This is a genomic window from Paenibacillus glycanilyticus NBRC 16618, from assembly GCF_004000805.1.
Taxonomy (GTDB): Bacteria; Bacillota; Bacilli; order Paenibacillales; family Paenibacillaceae; genus Pristimantibacillus; species Pristimantibacillus glycanilyticus.
In genome coordinates this window covers 147,522-165,862 of sequence record NZ_BILY01000005.1, presented here as the reverse complement: position 1 = coordinate 165,862, position 18,341 = coordinate 147,522, and the positions used below count along the sequence as shown (strand labels likewise).

The window sequence follows — 18,341 nt, the reverse complement described above, 5'->3', positions numbered from 1 at the left end:
CGCAAAAACGACAGCAAAGGCTGCCGTTTCGCACGTCAATTATCGTTTTTGACATTTTACCATTAGAAAATGGAAGGAAGGTTTATCGGGAGCGTGTTTGTTGGGCTCTGCAATTTCGGTTATTTCGAACAGCCCGTAATGCCCGAACTCTTGCCGAATCGAATCAGCATCGTAAAAGAACATCCTGAGACCTTCCATGATCTCGTAATAGTCCTTGTCCAGCTTCTTGCCCTTTCCGTACATCGGAGCATCCTTGGATATGGTAGTGAAAACCATATATCCGCCCGGTCTTAACTGGTTATAGCAGTCCTTGATAAACTTTTCTCTCGCTTCCGGACTTAGCAGATGAATAAGCGCGTAGCTGTATATCCCGTCATACAGCCGGTTATCATAAGGCATTTCCTCTACCGAACCGTGATAGACGGGAACGGGCAGCCCGGCTTCTTTTGCAAGGTTAATGGCCGTTTCGGAAATCTCGATCCCCGTTACCTGAATGCCGTTGTCTATAAATATTTTTGCGTTTCTCCCATACCCGATACCGGGTATCAAGATATCCTTTACGTTCTTTTCAAGGAAAAAGTCCTTGGTCAGGATAGACGAGTCGGAAGGCTCATAGCCCCACATCGCCTGATTCTCCATAAAGCTTGCTTCCCAAAATTCGGTCATTCCTCGATCTCCTTATAGCCTCTAGATTGCCAGCAGCCTCCGGTAAGTCTGCTCATCCGATACGACAAATAATCTGGCATCCTCCGGAATCGGATCGTTTAGTTTACGGTTTATGCCAAGATCCCCCCGATCGGACAAGAGCGTTGCTCCATACTCCAATGCCCCCTGGAAGGCATCCTTATAGGTTTTCCATTCCGGCCTGACCGGAATTTCATAAATATCGTCTCCCACTTCACGCCGGATTAACTGGTTAATAATTTCCGAGCTTCCTTGCTGAAGAGCTGCCCGGACCGCCAGCCTGGAGACGGCATCGTAGGATAGGACAAAATCATTGACATGAACATGCCGGAAATTTTTCGTATTCTTCTCTTGCGTAATCTCCACCGTTGTATGGATGGCGGGATGGAGCCGTTCGATGCTGGAAGCGATCAAGAGCGTCTTGCCGTCCGCAAGCGCCGGCTCGTCGATCCTTGTATCCGCAAATATAATAACGGCTTTCGCCTGTTTGAGCATCGCCTTCTCCAGGATCTCTTCCGAGGAAGGGTCTCCGCTTATAAAATGAATCTCCTGACGATCGGTAACCGGGTGCTTGTCGGATTCATCGATTACAACGATATGGGAGGATGGCGAGAAGGACAAAATTTCTTCAATCGCATATTGGGCTTTCTTGCTCCAATTGATAAGGATGATGTGATCTTTTCCGTGAAAATTCAATTTCCCTGCCTCCCAATGTTTGTATACCGTTGATAAAAGATCGATAATTTTGCCGATAACCAAGCTGAGTAGACCGATGCCGAACACGTAAATAAACAAAGTAAAAATTTTGCCCCATACGGTTTTGGCGAAATAATCGCCATACCCTACCGTCGCCATCGTGGTCATGACCCAATATAGCGCGTTAAACCAAGTATGAAAGGTTGTTGGCTCTATGGCATATGCAATGCTGGCGCTGCCGAGTACAAAGGCGATGACCACGAGAAAGATGGTTCGTTTGGGTACCCGCAGCACCTTCATCATTGTCCTCAAAAAGAAAGGCAAAACGCAGTCCTCCTCCGAATAAATTGGGAATAGTTATCCCGAATGTATTCGGCAAGGACGACAAAAAAACCTTTACAGTCGCTTCCAATTCTCTTCCGTGAGATCCGCCATTACGGCCATGGCCGCCTTGCTGCCCGAAGCTGCGGCATAAATCAATTGCGAAGGCATCACATAAGCGGTATCCCCCGCCGCATACACGCCTTCAGCAGTCGTTTTCCCCATCTCATTCGTAATAATCGCCCCGGTGTCATTCGTTTCGTAACCCAATGCCTTTTTAAAGTCGAGGTTTGGAATCTGGGCCGGATCAATGAAGCCTCCGCTGCGTTTAATCGACGTACCATCCGTAAAATGAACCCGCTCCAGCATGCCGTTGTTACCGGATAAAGCCGAGATTGGCGTATCGATTACGGAGATGCCTCTGGCTGCAAGCTGCTCACGCTGTTCAGCATCCAGGGCTGCTGCTGTTCCATTCGTGCATACGATACAATCGCGGCTCCAGTTCTGAAGCAGCTTGACTTTATGGAAGGCATGCGGTTGATCCGAAATGATAACCAGCGCTTGATCTCTTAACTCCCAGCCGTCGCAGAAGGGGCAAGCGAATAAGCTTTTCCCGTAATAATCCTTGATATCTTTAATCTCGGGCAGTTCTTCTCTTAGTCCTCCCGACAAAATAATTTTGCCCGCTTGAACCTCTTCTCCTGCCGGAGTGTCAATGACGAATCCATCTTCCGTCCTCCGGATATCCGTCACAGCAATCTCCCAATGCTTAACAGTCGGATAACCAAGTACTTCTTCATACGCAATGCGGCGGAATTCCGCAGGTTTAACCCCGTCCCTCGTAATAAATCCATGGGAAGCATGCGTTACTCTATTCCTTGGCTGCGCGTTGTCAAATAGAGCAACCGTCTTTCTTGCCCTGCCCAGCACCAGTGCCGCGTTCAGGCCAGCCGGCCCGCCTCCGATAATGGCAACATCGTATCTCATCATTGAATAATCCTCCTTGTTAACGATTTTCACAGACTTTATAGACTCTTAATATCCGTAATTAAAATAAATAAAGGACATTGCCTCGATAAAAGCCAAGGCAATGCGGCTTTATTTCATCAGATCCACAAGCTTCGTATTTCTCAAATGCTGATCCATGGCATCCTCAGCCGACAGCATCACCTGATGGATACGGCATTCCGGATTCTCGTTGTGGGAGCATTCAAAGATCGAAGTGGTCCCTTCAATCGCTTGAATAACGTCCAGAAAAGAAATGTCTTCCTTTCTCCCTCTCGCGCGGTAACCGCCATTTGCTCCGGAAGCCGACTCAATCAACCCCGCTTTGACAAGCTTGGTCAGAATCTTCGAAAGGTACGTAGGCGATACGCCTTGCTTATCCGCAAGCTGTTGAACCCCAACCGGTCTGTCCGGTGCAGCGGCAATGAGAAAGGCCATGGTGTGCAAGGCGTAGTTCGTCGCTTTTGAATATTTCATGCTGATGAGCTCCTAATCACAGACTTAATGTGTCTATAATAGCTTTGATTAGAATGAACCGTCAAGCGATTTTTTATTCGCCCGCAAACAAATTTCAAACCGTACGGAGTAAATAACCCAAACCAAATACGCTTAGCAGGATGGCCGCCATACTAAGCGCAAGGGCGATAACGAGCATTTTGGAAACGGTTGTTCTCTTCATCTCTACCTCTCCCCGGTAAAACGATTGCCATCCATTACCCTTTTAACGTGAAGCAGGCAGTAATTGTTGCTAGCGGTGCTATACTAGTACTTCTTATTCTTAATGCGATTCATAAACGGTTCACCCCTGATGCCTGAGCGCTGAACATTGACGTGAACGACGACCTCAACGGCAGCACCGGCAAATTCATCGTCCCACCGGTCCTTCACCTCTTTGAACTTCTTGTAATCGGACATTCGCAGCTTCTCGCCAAAGCCGAAAATATCGGATTTATACTTTTTCTGCACTTTATCGATCGTGGAAGCTAATTCCTTTTCGATGGTTTTATCCAATTCCTTGTTGATCCTTATATAGTCCTTGGACTTTCCGGTAAAGTAATTCGCGCATTGTATCGAGTTAATCGTCCCCGTGGCATGCATGTATACCTTGAGAATGGGTTTATCCGTTTGATAAACCACTTTTTTCTTAACGGCAATATACTGCAAAGCAATGCTGATATATTTATTCGGACTGCAGCTGTAATTATAAATCGTGTTTTTTGCTTGATTCTGAAGTACAATCACATTCCTGGCTTCTAGGTCCTTCAGCTCGCCAACCATCTTTTCTTCCCGGAAAACGGCAATGGAATGCAGGTCCATGCTCGTCTGTTTATTAAGTTCCTTGGCATAATCCATCGTCTCGGCCTTCTCGCTTGGATTCTTGATCTGCACGAGCGGAAGGACCGGATTGCTGCCGGTTTCCGTCAGACTCTTCATGAACCGCAGCAAGGTAGTCGGATAGTTGCCTCCCACCTTCTCATGCAGCTCATTAAGCTGCATGAGAATACCAAAGGAGGGAATCGTTAAACCCGGTGAAGTGGTGGAGAAAACATGCCTCAAATCCTTTCCGTTTACGGCAACAAGAGTCAAGTTGTTGCGGATTTGGTCGAAACGATCCATAAAATCCAAATAACCGTAGTCGCCGTTTTGCAGAAGCTCCCGGTCTACAGCCATTAATTGCATATGGCTGAACTCCGGCTTAAGCGGTATTTCCTGCGAGATTGCGCTGATCGCTCCTGACAGGGCATCCGCTTCATTGTCGAACAAAAAGGAATTGGATATGCTCTGCCGCTTGGTTTCCGTAAATTCGGAAGGATTGATTCCTTCGAAATAAAAGTGGTATTTTCCTTTATCGCCCTTTGTCACTCCAACCGCGGTAACAACCAGCAAATGGCCGGGTTCAACCCGGTCACCGCATCCTCCCAACAACGCTACCAATGTCAAGCTAAGCAGGCCGGCCATCATCTTTTTGAATGGGTACATGATTAAGACCTCTTAGCATTCAATTGCAAATAAGGATATCCGTATGAGCGCTGGCTAACGAGATACGCGAATAGAATGATGCATCCCAGAAATACGCCGTAAATCCCCAGCATGCTAGCAACGCCTATGAAGATAAATCGCAGCAATCTGACGCTGAACGCAAAATTATAATACGGAAACGCGTAGCTGCTTAATCCCGTAAAGGCAACGACGATAATCACGACGATTGAAACAATTCCCGCTTGAACGGCCGCATCCCCGATTACCAATGCCCCTACTACGGTTAACGCATTGCCAACAATCTTGGGCATCCGGATCGACCCTTCTCTCATAATTTCGAAAGCGGCTTCAACCAGCAGCAATTCGATGACCGACGGGAACGGCAGGTTGCTGCGAAGGCCCGCAATTTCAATCGCAAGATTAATGGGAATGATCTCGTAATTGTAATTGATCACTCCGATATAAATTCCGGGAAGCAGCAGTGCGATGAAAAACGCGCAATATCTGAGGACTCTCAAAAAAATCATCATCGGCCTAGGCAAATAAGCATCCTCGGACGACCTGAAGAAATCCTGGAAGACGGCCGGCAGGATAATTCCGCTCGGGCTTCCGTCAATAAAAACAACGGCCCTTCCCTCCATTAGCTGGGCGATGCAAGCATCCTGACGTTCGGTAACCATTAAGGTTGGAAAAAAATTCGTCTTTTTATCATCCCTGAGCTCTTTCATCAAATGAGTGGAGGTCGTTACTTTCTTGCCTTCCAAAGACTGAATTCTTCGTTTGGCTTCATTCAGCAAATCCGGTTCGATTACATCCTCCAAGTAGACCAGAACGGTGCCTGTCACCATATCGCTTGAAGTGTCGAAGGATTCCATTTGCAGCGATTTTGTCCGAAGAACTCTTCGCAGGATGCTGATATTGGTCACAATGGATTCCGTAAACGCGATCTTGGGCCCGTAAATGCTAGGCTGAATAACGGGCTCGCTTATGCTGCGCTCCGCATATCCGCCAATTTCAACCGTAAGAGCCTCCTGCTCCCCTTCTGCCAGAATGCAGACGGAGTTTTTGTTCAATTGCCTAGCGATCACGATCCAATCATTAATATACATGTAGTTCAAAGAAGCTAGCGCGGTTGCGCGAAATTGCTCCACATTTTCCGATTTTGCCGCATGCAGATTAAATGGCAGCATCAGAAGGCTGGACAATTCGCTGCTGCCGACGAGGCTGGAATAGTACAGGATCCAGCATTTTCGCCCGTTGAACAAGACGGGTACTTTTACGAAGTCCGTCGTTTTTCCAAAGGTTAGTTCGAACGTTTCCTCCAGCTCATCCCATGTTTCATACAGCGGTTTGGTCATCTCGTTTCCTCCATCGGGATCTCATCTTGATGAAGACAAGCAGTATAGCCGGCACGGCAAATTGAAGCGGGATATGGATATAAATCGGAACAAAGCTCAGTCCGACCATGATATGATCCGACATATTGTTGGATACGTAATAAGAAATTTCGGCAGTCAGCAGCACATAAGGAATTATAAGGCTGTTATAGGATTTTCCCGTATACCAGACAACCCCTTGCAAGGCTGCGTAAGCGAAAATGCACACCTTGACAATGGCGGCGAGCAAAATGGCAAATATGACAATCATCTCAATGCGTTCAATGAAGTTGCCGATGGATATATTCCTCGATGCGCTGACAAGCGGAAACATGGCTCGTTCGCGTATCGAAGGTCCAAACGTCACAAGCTCTACGATAATCGTTACCGTCAAGACCATGCCTGCTGCGAGAACGGAGAGTAGGCTTGCGCGCATCACTTTACCGGAGAGATTCGGATACAGCATGCCTGCAAAAGCAGTGAAGGCAATAAGCTCGCCGAATGGAAATTCGAGCACTTGCGTAAAGGTTGACGGGAGCATGGGACCGATGCCATCGCCCATAATCGGCAGCAGGTTGTGGAAATCAAGCTCGCCATCCGCGATGACGAGAACGAGGAATACGACAAAAATAGCTGCAAACACGTAACCGAAAAGGACAAAAAGATTAACGAAATTTTGAACGCCGCAGCGCAGCACGTAAATAACCGTTACCGTAAAGCATAAAGTGGTCCATTCCAAGGGAATGGACGGAAGCACGGCATTTGTAATCAATTCGGAGAAATCCCTCATATCTCGCGCGCAGATATAGATGAAATAAGTGATATAGACAACACCAACAATCGAACCGCCTATCTTCCCCAGACCTTGCTGGAGGACGGCGTAAATATGTCTCTGATTGGTATTCCGAAGCAGGAAGAAAAACCACCAGATCAGAAACATGCCGATAAAGGTGCAGAAGAGCGTTGCAATCCACGCATCCCGTCCCAGATCGGGTGCCAGATTTATTAGAATTGCCGTTCCTTCTAGAAACAAGAAGATGACAATGAAAATTTGCAAGGGAGAATAACCGTCCATTTTTCTGATCATGTCATTCGCTCCCCTTCGTATGAGAGTTTCTCCCGTCTTTCCAATCCAACACTATGGAATAAACGGTGGCCACCAGAATTAGCAAGCATGCAGCCACCAGCTTTTTGCGTTGCGAATACATCACAAGAAAATTCCATTGCTCGTTATGGAACAAGCACAAAATATCCAATGCGCTCACCATGACTAAAATAAGAATAAAAAAGTACGTTCGTTTCATGTCCGCTCTCCTCGCCTTGATTTCCTTAGGATGCCAATGGCTTGGAAAAAACATGCACAGCCTAAAGAGCCGTGCTAGGGATAGCACGGCTCTTTACCAACCAATTTAAGCGTTTTTCACTTTACCTTCGCCCCATGCGACATCGCAAATAAGACGGTTTGCTCACGATCCATTCGCAAGCCGGCAACCGAGAGTGATTTGAAATCCACACCCTCCATCTTTGCCCCTCTTACGTCGGTATCTTGCAGCTTCGCTTTGGCCAGCACGGCCATCGACAGATCGGAGTCCCGAAGATCGGCTTTCTCCAAATTCGCGCCGGACAGATCGGCCTCATGAAACTTGATCCCCCTCAGATCCTGCTTCGCCAGCCGAACATGACGCAGATTGGTGTATGACCAATCTCCTTGGGTGATGCTGATCCCGTCCATCGTGGAGTTGGTGAAATCCGAGCCCGTCATTTTGCAGGCGTCAAATTTCACGACAAACAAATTTGCCCCGCTGAAATTGCAATTCTCGAACGCGGATTCCTTATGAATCGACCCGTTTAGCATAGCGCCGCGGAAATCGCATTCGACGAACCTGCAGTTTACGGAGCTCAGTTCTTCCAGCGAACCGCTTGCGAACGAGCAGCGGACGAACGTACAGTTGATCAGCTCGCCGAATCTTAAATCTTGCGTGCCAAAATTAACGCTTGTATAGGTTTGATCATTGTATTGGAACATTTTTTCCTCCCATGAAACGTTCATTCGCTTCTTACTATAGCACACGGTTGTCAAGCCCCCGTATGAACGCGGCGGTAAGTCAAGCGATTTATTTTTCTATGCGGAGCAAAACAAAAAAACCGCATGCGCGGTTTCTTTTTAATGGGTTGGGGCTTGATACAGCGTTCTGAAAATATAACTCAACTGCTCGCTCATATGCTCGGGCGTCTGGCTGAAGCCTTCTTCATTCCATTGAATTAGCAGTCCCATGATTGCATTTACCTGATAGGCAACGATAAACGCATTGCTCTGTCCGCTAAGCCCCGTACTTTCAACGATAAGTGCCTTGATCTTCTCGAATAAGGAGTAGTAGTAGGAAATGGAAGATCTTTTGTCAAACACGATTTCATAGAAGGGCTGGTACTTCTTCACATGGTGGAAAATCCGGATGGTTCCAGGATCGATCATGCTGTGATTGAGTTCGCTCACATGCCGGTAAGGCTCGTAATAAGACTCCTCCAGATCCTTGAGCAAGCTATTCAGATGCTCGTCGAATAATGCGCCTACATCGTTGTAATGCAAATAAAAGGTCCCCCGATTCACGCTGGCTTCGCGGCACAGCACGGAGACGGAGATGGACTCCAAAGTCTGCTTTTTAAGCAAGGCTAGCAAACCCTCGTGCAAAGCCCTCTTCGTCTTTATTATTCTAAGATCATTCTCGTTCATTGTCCTACTACACCTCATGACTATCTATTTATCGCAAGTTCCAGTCCTATTAGTATAGCATCATCTCGGCAGAAAAAAAGTTGCAAACCTAACGGATAATAGACAGCTTGTCAAATAATTAGAGCTGACGCTAATACGGGGTAAGCATATCGCGTCACTCCGCGAATGAAATTGTATCCCGCGATCACAGATTTTTCCTCCTTGAGAGAAACCTTTTGCCATTTCATAATAGTCCTGCAAGATAGTTCAGTTTGAATAGGAGGAATTCATGATGAAACATGCTAGCTCCCCTCATCAAGCCTTCACCCGCAGACTACTATTCTTAGTTTTGGCTCTCTCCCTGCTGCTGACGTTTATTCCAACGGCGGCAACCGCCGCAGACCGCGGTACCTGGACTCCGAATGTGTCCTATGCCGTTAACGACACCGTTACATACAACGGCACCACCTACAAATGCATTCAGAGCCACACCTCCCTCACCGGTTGGGAACCGCCTGTTGTTCCTGCCTTATGGAGCCCTGTGCAGGGCGGAGGCGGTGGAGACACCTCTGCACCAACCGTACCGGGCAATGTCAGGGTTACTTCGACTACTTCATCCAGCGTTTCGATCGCCTGGAATGCATCCACCGATAACGTCGGAGTAACCGGCTACGATGTCTACCGCGGATCCGCGCTTGCGGGCAGCACGAACGGCAGCACTCTTACATTTACCAATACGGGACTTAACGCCAATACTTCCTACTCCTATACCGTAAAAGCAAAGGATGCGGCCGGCAACGCCTCGGCAGCCAGCACGGCGGTCAGTGCCACAACCTCAGCCCCGGCGGCCGACCAGACGGCCCCTTCGGCCCCTGCCAGCTTGCGTTCAACGGCAACCTCTTCAACCAGCGTATCGCTTGCATGGAATGCTGCCACCGATAACGTTGGCGTAACCGGCTATGATGTCTATAGAGGAACGACGCTCGCCCTTTCCGTTACAGGCACAGCCGCTACGGTTACGGGTCTCACCGCTTCTACGGCATATAGCTTTACGGTCAAAGCAAAAGACGCGGCCGGCAATGTATCCGCGGCAAGCAACACGTTAAGCGTTACTACAAGCCCAGCCAATACGGGCGGCGGCAGCCTGCCTAAGCATACCTTGACCGGCTACTGGCAGAACTTCGTGAATGGAGCTACTAACGTAAAGCTTGGCGATGTGCCAAGCGAATACGATATTATCGTTGTGTCCTTTGCCGAAATGGACTCAGCCAAACCCGGCGGAGTCACGTTCAGCGTGGATTCGGGCTTGTCCTCGGCGCTTGGCGGCTATACCAACGCCAATCTTATTAACGATATTAGCCAAAAGCATGCGCAAGGAAAAAAAGTCATTTTGTCCGTTGGCGGCGAGAAAGGCAACATTAATTTGAATAGCGCTTCGCCTAACGTAACTAACTTTGTCGACAGCATGTACGGTCTCATTACCCAGTTTGGTTTCGACGGCATCGACATCGATCTGGAGAACGGCATGAATGTAGCGAATCTCACCTCCGCGGTCCGCCAGCTTCAGCAAAAGGTCGGCTCCGGCTTTGTTCTGACCATGGCGCCGCAAACCATTGACATGCAAAATGCGAATACCTCTTATATGCAGCTTTATAACAACCTGAAGGATATCACTTCGGTCATTAATGTTCAGTACTATAACTCCGGCTGCATGCTGGGCCGTGACGGCAAATGTTATTCCCAAGGCACCGTTGATTTCCTGACCGCCCTTTCCGACCTTACGCTGCAATGGGTTGCCCCATCGCAGCTAGGTATAGGCGTACCGGCTACGACATCGGCGGCAGGCGGCGGTTACGTCGCTCCCGCGGTTGTGAACCATGCGGTTAAATGTCTGGCTACTGGAAGCGATTGCGGCACGTATAAGCCGGTTGCGAAATATCCGGATTTCCGCGGCGCGATGACCTGGTCGATTAACTGGGATGCATCAAGCAGTTATTTATTGGCCAGAACCGTGAAGCCGTATCTCACAACTTTGCCATAAACCATAAAGGAGCTTATGCCAACGAGATATCGTCGGTCATAAGCTCCTTTTGCTTTCCCCTATTCAAACCATTCGCTGAAATGCTCGGCTAGATAGGCCAGTTTCACCTCGGTCTGCCTGCCGCCTCCGCCTTCATGCCCGTTAAACGGATAAATGACGATCTCTTTCTCCGTTTGAATGCGATTGTAGGTGGCAAAATACATTTGGGCTGGGCAGGTTTCGTCCTTCAACGCAACCGATGCCAGCACCGGGCAAGCAATCCGATGAGCCAGATTCATCGTATCGAAATAGCTTAAGTTGTCCATGACAAGATCGGTTTGTTCCGGATGCCGCTTCAAATATTCGGCTACCGCGCCAAACGCCCCGTGATTCCCTTCAATGCGGGCTACCAGATTGCTGTTGCTCGGAACATCCACCATGGCAAGCTTCGGACGGTTGTCCAGCGCAACAACTGCCATGCCGAGAGCCCCGCCTTGGCTTCCGCCTTCGATGATCAATTTGTCGGGGTCAATATCCGCCTGCGCGCATGCAAAATCGATAGCTTTCAGACAGTCCATATAAGCATACCGGTAATAATATTCCCATTTGTTATGTACGCCTTTGCTGGCGACATTCGAGAGGAAGCCATGCGTATAGCTCACGCTGTTGCCCGTCGGGCCTCCCTGGTCCCGGCAGTCCACTGCAAGAACAGCCATGCCCATCATCACCCAATGCATATGGCCGGCAGGCTCTCCCCGGCTTCCCGAGAAGCCATGGTAATGGATAAGGCACGGATATTTTTCTTGCTTCAGAAAGGCGGGGACAATTAGCCAGCCGCGGATTCTCGTCTCATCCAAGCCGTTAAACGCGATATCATATACCTTGACATGCTTGCTGGAATAATTAATCTCTGTCCGTTCCGGCTGAAGCGGCACTGACTTTGCCTGTTCAATCGTCGCGCTCCAGAACGAATCGAGGTCATCCTTGCCCGTTAATGGAGGAAGGTAATGATATAAGTCCTTGGTTACTTCTTCGATATAACCCATCTCTTAGGCGAACTCCTTCGTTATTCGTGTGATTAACAATTAACTTCGTTAATTAAAAATTTAACCTATAATTAATGGAGTTAATTAAATTCAATCTCAGATGCTTCGATGAGATTTACTCGTTCGGCAAATGACTGGTTGTACTCGTCAACGATCTGCGCCGCAGTGCGGGAGCCTTGTCCGCATGTGCTGTGAGCATCCTTGACTACCGTCACGTCGTAGCCCAGTTCAACCGCTCGCCGGGATGTCGCGTCAATGCAACAATCCGTCTGCAGACCGGACAGAACCAGCTTATTAATCCCTCTGGTGGTCAGTTCCTCCTGAAGATTAGTCTCGTGGAAAGAATCCGGCACGTATTTCTGAATAACAAGATCTTGAGAAGCCGGCGCGACCGCGGAGTGAATCTCCCATCCCGGTGAATGAGTCTCCAGCGGTGTTCCCAGTTCCTCGTTATGCTGCACATAGATAACCGGAATCTGACTTTCCCGCGCTTTGGCGAGAAGCAGGTTAATACGGTTTAACAGCCTTTCCTCTTCGTGGATGGGATACTCCTCCAGAAACATGCCGTTCTGAACATCGATAACCATTAACGCAGTATCCTTGCTCACTAGCATTTCAGCCCCCTTTAATCGCATTAGGATAATAAGGAGTTCGCTGCAACCCTTCCGGAGTCCTTTTTAAAGGAGCAAAATCGCAGCACCAAGCATTGGCGTCAGCACCATGCAGGTTTTGAGCATAACCGCCGGCACGCGTTTCGTGAATTTCGCTCCGGTATAAGAGCCAAGCATCGTGCCGATCACAACGGCGATAAGCAGTTGAATGTCCAGATAACCGACAGAGTAATATCCGGCTCCCCCCGCTAATGCGATGGGCATAATAACGAGCATTGTCGTTCCTGCCGCGAAACGCATGGACATGCCAAGAAGGAGCATAAGCCCAAGCTGGATAAAGGGCGTTGAGCCAATCCCGAACAGTCCGGACAATGCCCCTGTAACTAATCCGATTGAGACAGCAGATGCATAGTACTTCATGCCGCTGGTTTTCATTTGTGCGGACGAGCTTTTCCCGCCATGCTTAGCCTGATAGACCATTCTGAACCAGAGAGCCAGACCGGAGCTGAACAGCATGCCCGAAGTCATCCAGCCTAACTTGTCCTCCGGAATAAAGGAAGACCAGCCCGAGCTGACCCAGGCGCCTGCCGCGCCTGCCAAGCCAACGATGGCGCCGGTCTTCAGAATCATATTGCCTTCGCGGTAATGGCTGACAGACCCGGATAACGAAGAAAAGAACATAGCCGCAAGAGCCGTGCCAAGCGCCGTATGAATCGGATAACCGAATGCAACCGTTAAGATCGCAATAATAAAACCCGATCCACCTGCCCCAACGAATCCAAGCAATAACCCCAGAAGCAGCATTGCGGCTGTTACTTCAACAAATATCATTTCTTACGTCCTCCAAACCTGATGCTGCACGGAAATCCCCATTGGCGGCGTTAAGTTTTCTTGAACAAAGCTATCCGGTTGAAGCATCATGACGGATTGATTAGGACCATATTCCGGCCACGCAGGCAGCTCAGGGGTGTTAGGGTCACCGCAGCGGATGAACGCGTTCCACGCTGAGCGCATGCCGGAAGCTAGACCTGCGGCTTCATCCGCAATGAAATAAGGATCGTTTGCATCATTGGAGAGAACTCGCGCTTTGTTTTCCGCATAGTTAATCAAGCTGCCTTCGTAACCGTGAGTAGCCCCAAGCCAGCCTCCGTACGTTAGCCTGTACATCCATACCGGAGCACCCGAAGCCGCAACCGCCTGCGCGAGCTGCATGCAGCCAATCGCGTACAAATGCTCGGTCAACGCTTTGCTCCATGCCTTTTCCACGGGTAACGTCTCGGAATGACGGAAGAAGGAATGCCATACTTCCTGCTGATTCTCGCCAAACAGTCTACTTAACGTGTCTGCATCAGGCTTCTGTAAGCCCGGATCATAATAGATAAACATTGCCGCTTCGTCTTCGTTTGATCCGATCAAGAGCGGCGGCAGCTTCTCTGCTTCTTGGAGATAATGGATCGGATCAATTGGAATAAGAACCCCGTCCGCAACGGGGCCAAACATATGAAGATTTCCCGCCGTGTCCGGTCCTACTTTCATTTGAGCCTGGATGAGCTGCTCTGCGGGCAATTCGAGAAGCTGCCTCGCATCTTCCGGCTTCAACCCTAATGCCTTAAGAAGTCGGCTTGCTGTTAAAGCAGCCGTCTTCTTGTCTCTTATGGATTGAGTTGCCCCGCTCTGGGCTACCGCCCGCTGGAACAGTCCTTCGCCAGCCTTCATCGTATACAAGGTTGCCGTACACTTGGCGCCGGCGGAGTTCCCCATCACGGTCACGTTGGAGGGATCGCCGCCAAAGGCAGCGATATTGTTCTGCACCCAGCGCAATGCCGCGATAATGTCCAGCATGCCGTTATTTCCGGATGACGCGTATTCCTCGCCAAGAATCTCTTCCAAGGCAAGAAAGCCTAGCGCTCCAAGCCGGTAGTTCAGCGAGACGAATACGAAATCTTCTTCCGCGGCATAACGGCTGCCGTCACAGTCCGCACCCTTCCCGCCTATAAATCCCCCGCCATGGATATAAACAACAACAGGACGAAGCTGCTCCGCAGGACCGGACGTCCAGACATTCAGATTCAGACAGTCCTCGGAGTACGCAAGCTCCGGGAAAGTACGGTTAGGGTCAACATTCTGATAGGCGATTGGCCCAAAAGAACGGCAGTCCCGAACTCCCTCCCATGCCGGAGGGGCTTGAGGCGGCTTGAACCTCAGCTCCCCGACCGGAGCTTGCGCATACGGAATTCCTCTATATACATAACATCCGTTTAATTGAACGCCTTTTACGTGTCCAGATGACGTTTGAATAATCACTAGAGCCATTCTCCCATTCGTATTGTGATGTGACCATTATAGTCTTGAGAATCCATGAACTCTAATATATATTTAGGCATAGCAACCATAATCTACAGGTTATAACAAATAAGAAAGACAAGGTGAGTCCAATGGAGCTCCTGCAATTAAAATATTTTCAGACGACCGCGCGTTTGCAGCATATGACGCAAGCTGCACGGCATTTGCATATTTCCCAGCCTGCTCTTAGCAAAATGATCGCTTCCCTCGAAGCGGAGCTGGGAGTTAAGCTGTTCGAGCGCACCAACAAATCAATCCGGCTAAATGAGCATGGCATTCATTTTCTGAGCAAGGTGGATATCGCGCTTCAAGCTTTGGAGGATGGAAAGCGGGAGCTGCAGGATCTAGTTGAATCTCCTTCCGAATACATCACGCTGGATGTACGCGTCTCCTCTCATCTCCTGCCGGGTCTCCTTGCCGAATTCCGCAAAAGCAAGCCGGATACGCAATTCCATTTGCTTCAGCACGCGTTGCCAAGCGAACACGCTTTTGACTTTGATTTATGCCTGTCAGACGGCGCCGTTCCTCCTCCCGGCTGCCATTCGGTCGCTTTGCTGCGGGAGAAGATTGTCGTCGCGCTGCCTTCCGAGCATCCTCTTGCGAGGTGCGACCGGATCAGCCTGGAGGAATTGAAAGAGGAACGATTCATCAGCCTTCCTCCCGGCAAATCGCTGCGCGAGACAACGGATGCCTTCTGTCGGCTTACCGGATTTACGCCGCGCATCCAGTTCGAAAGCGACGATCCGGCTACTGTCCGCGGTCTCATACGGGCTGGTCAAGGCCTTGCTTTTCTTCCGGCCATCACCTGGGGAGGTTCAACCGGACCCGATGTGGTCACCATCCCTTTGAAGGAAGGGTACTGCGAAAGATCCATCTCGCTTCATTGGCCCAAGGGACGGTACCTGACTCAAGCGGCCGCATCGTTTCGGGATTGTACCATCCGGTACTTCTCGGAACTGTTCGAGGCTTATTCCAAAGCCTGAAGTTCATACAGCTCTCTGCTCACGGCATTCAGATATGGCGCCCATTCCCCGCAAATATAGAGCTGGAGCTGATGCATCGCGCGAGTACATGCCGTATAGAACAGCTTTCTTTCGCTTTCGCGGTTATAAGACTCCAACGATGCGTCGTAGATTGCGACGGCGTCGAATTCCACTCCTTTGGCCAAATAAGCCGGGATAACCATAATTCCGGACTCGAAGGTCAAGGTTTCCGTCGTTACCAGGCGAATAGCTTCCATTCCGCTTGAGGTTAATGCCTCGTAAGCTTCCTTGCTCTCGGCTGCATTCTTCGCGATAACGGCGATTGAACGGTTCCCTTCCGCCTTGAGCGATTCCAGATCATGAACAAGCTGGCGAAGCAGCGCTTCGCGGCTCCCAGCCGTTGTAATCAACGGCTTTTTGCCATGACGCTCGAACGGAATAATCTCTTCGCCGCCAGGGAGCATCAGCCGCGTGAACTCCACGATCTCTTTCGTCGACCGGTAGCTTTGCAAGAGCGGAATGAGAGTGGTGTTCTCTTCCCCGTACAGCTTAAGCAGCGGAGAATCTCCTCCGCCCAGCTTGGAAGATTGAGTAAAGATCGCCTGGCCGAAATCACCAAGCACGGTCATGCGGGCATTCGGGAAAAGCTTCTTAAGGAACGCATACTGGAATGGCGAATAATCCTGGCCTTCATCCACGAAGATATGGCGGACAATCGTATTCATCCGGGAGCCTTCAATTAATTCCTTCAAGAACAGATAAGGGGTTGCGTCTTCGTAAAACAACTCTTGGTTGCCCAGCTTCTCCTTCGTCTGCCTGCAAATCTCCGGCCAGTTAGCAGGCACATCGGTACCTTCGGTCATTCGGCTGTAAGCCGATCCCTCTTCGTCAAACAGCTGCGCGTAAAGACCGTTCACATCCACGAACTTCATTTTCTTCACCATCCGGCGCAAAGGCTTGAAATGCTCCTTCACGATCATCTGGCGCAGCAGGTCTTCCTGCTGCTCGGAGAAGTCGAAGATTTGATCCTCGCCTTGATTCGTAAACTTGTTGGCGCGATCCAGCGCTTTCGCATAACGCTCGGACACGTCAAACAGCTCTTCGTCCCGCTGGAACTTCTTCAAGATCTCGCTGTAAGCCTCCACGTATTGCTCGTTATCAAGGTAATCAAGCTCTTTATCGACCCATTCCGCGGACAGCTCGTTGCGCGCGAATTTACGCAGCTCCTTCAATACCCATTCCTGCAGCAAGATAATCCGGTTAGCCAGGCGGACAGACGCGTCATAACCGTAAAATTGCTCGTATAATTGCTTCGAGGTAATCAGTTCGCGGTCCCGGAAACGTATACTCTTAAACAACATGCCTTCCTTGCTTAACCATCCCGCGTATTTCTGCAGCGCAATCAGGAAAGCTTCGGATGCTTTGTACCGGATACCGTCAACCCGCGCTTCGTATCCGACCGCCGACTCCTGCGTCAGCACATATTCGATTTGCTCGAACGGATCTTCCAGCTTCATGGCCGCTCCGAGCCAGTAGTCCAAATATTCCTGGAAGGTCGTCTGCTGCATGTTTTCCTCGCCAAGCTCGGGAAGAACGGTAGAAACGTAACTGTTGAACATTGGATTCGGCGAAAAAAGAACGATCTGGTCAGCCGTCAGACGCTCCCTATGTTTATAGAGCAAATACGCGGCCCGCTGAAGAGCTGCCGAGGTTTTCCCGCTTCCGGCGACTCCCTGCACGATCAGCATTCGGCTCGTATCATTACGGATAATCGCGTTTTGCTCCTTCTGAATCGTCGCCACGATGCTTTTCATCTGGTTATTGGCGCCTTGGCCAAGCACCTGCTGCAGCATCGAATCGCCTATCGTGACGCTGGCATCGAAGAAATTAAGCAGCTCGCCGTCTTTAATCTGATACTGCCGTTTAAGCTCCATATTTCCTTTAATCTGTCCGCCTGGCGTAGCGTAGGAAGCCGGTCCCGGAGAATAATCGTAATAAAGGCTGGCGATCGGCGTCCGCCAATCGTAGACCAGGAAGTTCATTCCGTCCGAAGCCAAGAACGACGACAAGCCGATATAGACCTGTTCTGCCTCATTCAAGCCGTCCTCTTTAAAATCAATACGTCCGAAATAGGGAGACTGTTGAAGCCGTTTCAGGCTTTTCCATTGCTGGCGCCGTTTCTCGTGAGTTCGCTCCCGCTCCGATAACAGCGCGGCCTGCTGATTGATGCTGAAGAACGTTTCTTCGAAATCCTCATCCGAGCTTGTGTTGACGGTTACTTCCTCCCAGAAGTGCCTGCGTATATTCGAAGCCTGACCGTACAGCGTATCCACTTCCGGTTCGAGCTCTGCAATCTTTTCTTTAAGCCTAACCTTCACTTCATCTAGACGGTTTTGCTCCTGGTTCCATTCTTTCTGTTTCATAAATATAAACACACTCCTTCTCGATTTTTAAAAAAATCTCGAAAATAAACGTTTGACATTTGACAACCGCATGCGCCGCATGATATTATATAAGTGTAGATAAGATGTTCTAACTACGCCCTTACATAAAATTATCGTGCACA

The 18,341-nt window shown here is 49.5% G+C and carries 17 protein-coding genes; 2 read left to right on the top strand and 15 right to left on the bottom strand.

Annotated elements, in window-relative coordinates; all coding sequences use genetic code 11:
- Nucleotides 1-39 precede the first annotated feature (39 nt).
- From PGL01S_RS05470 to PGL01S_RS05425, 10 genes are all read right to left on the bottom strand, one after another.
- A complete protein-coding gene (locus PGL01S_RS05470; protein WP_127492231.1) occupies nucleotides 40-666 on the bottom strand; it encodes a class I SAM-dependent methyltransferase in 627 nt (208 codons plus the stop codon).
- Between the two features lie 21 nt (nucleotides 667-687).
- Nucleotides 688-1,704, bottom strand: coding sequence for a potassium channel family protein (locus PGL01S_RS05465; RefSeq protein WP_127492229.1), 1,017 nt, complete (start codon nucleotides 1,702-1,704; stop codon nucleotides 688-690).
- Between the two features lie 72 nt (nucleotides 1,705-1,776).
- Nucleotides 1,777-2,688 (bottom strand): NAD(P)/FAD-dependent oxidoreductase, encoded by a 912-nt coding sequence (locus PGL01S_RS05460; RefSeq protein WP_127492395.1) that lies wholly within the window; start codon nucleotides 2,686-2,688, stop codon nucleotides 1,777-1,779.
- 111 nt (nucleotides 2,689-2,799) lie between these two features.
- Nucleotides 2,800-3,183, bottom strand: coding sequence for an Rrf2 family transcriptional regulator (locus PGL01S_RS05455; RefSeq protein ID WP_127492227.1), 384 nt, complete (start codon nucleotides 3,181-3,183; stop codon nucleotides 2,800-2,802).
- A 285-nt stretch (nucleotides 3,184-3,468) separates the two neighbouring features.
- Nucleotides 3,469-4,686 (bottom strand): Ger(x)C family spore germination protein, encoded by a 1,218-nt coding sequence (locus PGL01S_RS05450; RefSeq protein ID WP_127492225.1) that lies wholly within the window; start codon nucleotides 4,684-4,686, stop codon nucleotides 3,469-3,471.
- Nucleotides 4,687-4,688: 2 nt separating this feature from the next.
- Nucleotides 4,689-6,044, bottom strand: coding sequence for a spore germination protein (locus PGL01S_RS05445; protein ID WP_127492223.1), 1,356 nt, complete (start codon nucleotides 6,042-6,044; stop codon nucleotides 4,689-4,691).
- Nucleotides 6,025-7,149 carry a GerAB/ArcD/ProY family transporter gene (locus tag PGL01S_RS05440; protein ID WP_127492221.1) on the bottom strand — a complete coding sequence of 375 codons (1,125 nt, stop codon included), beginning with the start codon at nucleotides 7,147-7,149 and terminating at the stop codon, nucleotides 6,025-6,027. Before PGL01S_RS05440 ends, PGL01S_RS05445 begins: the two co-directional genes overlap by 20 nt.
- A 1-nt stretch (nucleotide 7,150) precedes the next feature.
- A complete protein-coding gene (locus PGL01S_RS05435; protein WP_127492219.1) occupies nucleotides 7,151-7,366 on the bottom strand; it encodes a hypothetical protein in 216 nt (71 codons plus the stop codon).
- A 116-nt stretch (nucleotides 7,367-7,482) separates the two neighbouring features.
- Nucleotides 7,483-8,088, bottom strand: coding sequence for a pentapeptide repeat-containing protein (locus PGL01S_RS05430; RefSeq protein ID WP_127492217.1), 606 nt, complete (start codon nucleotides 8,086-8,088; stop codon nucleotides 7,483-7,485).
- A gap of 138 nt (nucleotides 8,089-8,226) precedes the next feature.
- Entirely contained in the window at nucleotides 8,227-8,730 is a 504-nt protein-coding gene (locus tag PGL01S_RS05425) for a TetR/AcrR family transcriptional regulator (protein ID WP_307719630.1), read from the bottom strand.
- 331 nt (nucleotides 8,731-9,061) lie between these two features.
- Between PGL01S_RS05425 and PGL01S_RS05420 the strand changes: the two genes are divergently transcribed.
- Nucleotides 9,062-10,813 (top strand): fibronectin type III domain-containing protein, encoded by a 1,752-nt coding sequence (locus PGL01S_RS05420; protein WP_127492213.1) that lies wholly within the window; start codon nucleotides 9,062-9,064, stop codon nucleotides 10,811-10,813.
- Nucleotides 10,814-10,872: 59 nt separating this feature from the next.
- Here the strand turns inward: PGL01S_RS05420 and PGL01S_RS05415 are convergent, their stop codons facing one another.
- The 4 genes from PGL01S_RS05415 to PGL01S_RS05400 all read right to left on the bottom strand — a co-directional run bounded on the left by PGL01S_RS05415 (nucleotide 10,873) and on the right by PGL01S_RS05400 (nucleotide 14,762).
- The gene (locus PGL01S_RS05415) at nucleotides 10,873-11,838 is read right to left on the bottom strand and encodes an acetylxylan esterase (protein ID WP_127492211.1); all 966 of its coding nucleotides are present in this window, start codon (nucleotides 11,836-11,838) and stop codon (nucleotides 10,873-10,875) included.
- An 80-nt stretch (nucleotides 11,839-11,918) separates the two neighbouring features.
- The gene (locus PGL01S_RS05410; RefSeq protein WP_244935515.1) at nucleotides 11,919-12,452 is read right to left on the bottom strand and encodes a cysteine hydrolase family protein; all 534 of its coding nucleotides are present in this window, start codon (nucleotides 12,450-12,452) and stop codon (nucleotides 11,919-11,921) included.
- Nucleotides 12,453-12,515: 63 nt separating this feature from the next.
- Complete coding sequence (locus tag PGL01S_RS05405; protein ID WP_127492207.1) at nucleotides 12,516-13,280, bottom strand: sulfite exporter TauE/SafE family protein; 765 nt, start codon at nucleotides 13,278-13,280, stop codon at nucleotides 12,516-12,518.
- 3 nt (nucleotides 13,281-13,283) lie between these two features.
- Entirely contained in the window at nucleotides 13,284-14,762 is a 1,479-nt protein-coding gene (locus PGL01S_RS05400) for a carboxylesterase/lipase family protein (protein WP_244935514.1), read from the bottom strand.
- Nucleotides 14,763-14,884: 122 nt separating this feature from the next.
- Between PGL01S_RS05400 and PGL01S_RS05395 the strand changes: the two genes are divergently transcribed.
- Nucleotides 14,885-15,775, top strand: a complete 891-nt coding sequence (locus PGL01S_RS05395) for a LysR family transcriptional regulator (RefSeq protein ID WP_127492203.1) — start codon at nucleotides 14,885-14,887, stop codon at nucleotides 15,773-15,775.
- On the opposite strand, the gene helD is transcribed toward PGL01S_RS05395, so the two are convergent.
- Nucleotides 15,760-18,198 carry an RNA polymerase recycling motor HelD gene (helD, locus tag PGL01S_RS05390; protein WP_127492201.1) on the bottom strand — a complete coding sequence of 813 codons (2,439 nt, stop codon included), beginning with the start codon at nucleotides 18,196-18,198 and terminating at the stop codon, nucleotides 15,760-15,762. The two genes, PGL01S_RS05395 and helD, sit on opposite strands and share 16 nt — an antisense overlap.
- Nucleotides 18,199-18,341 lie beyond the last annotated feature (143 nt).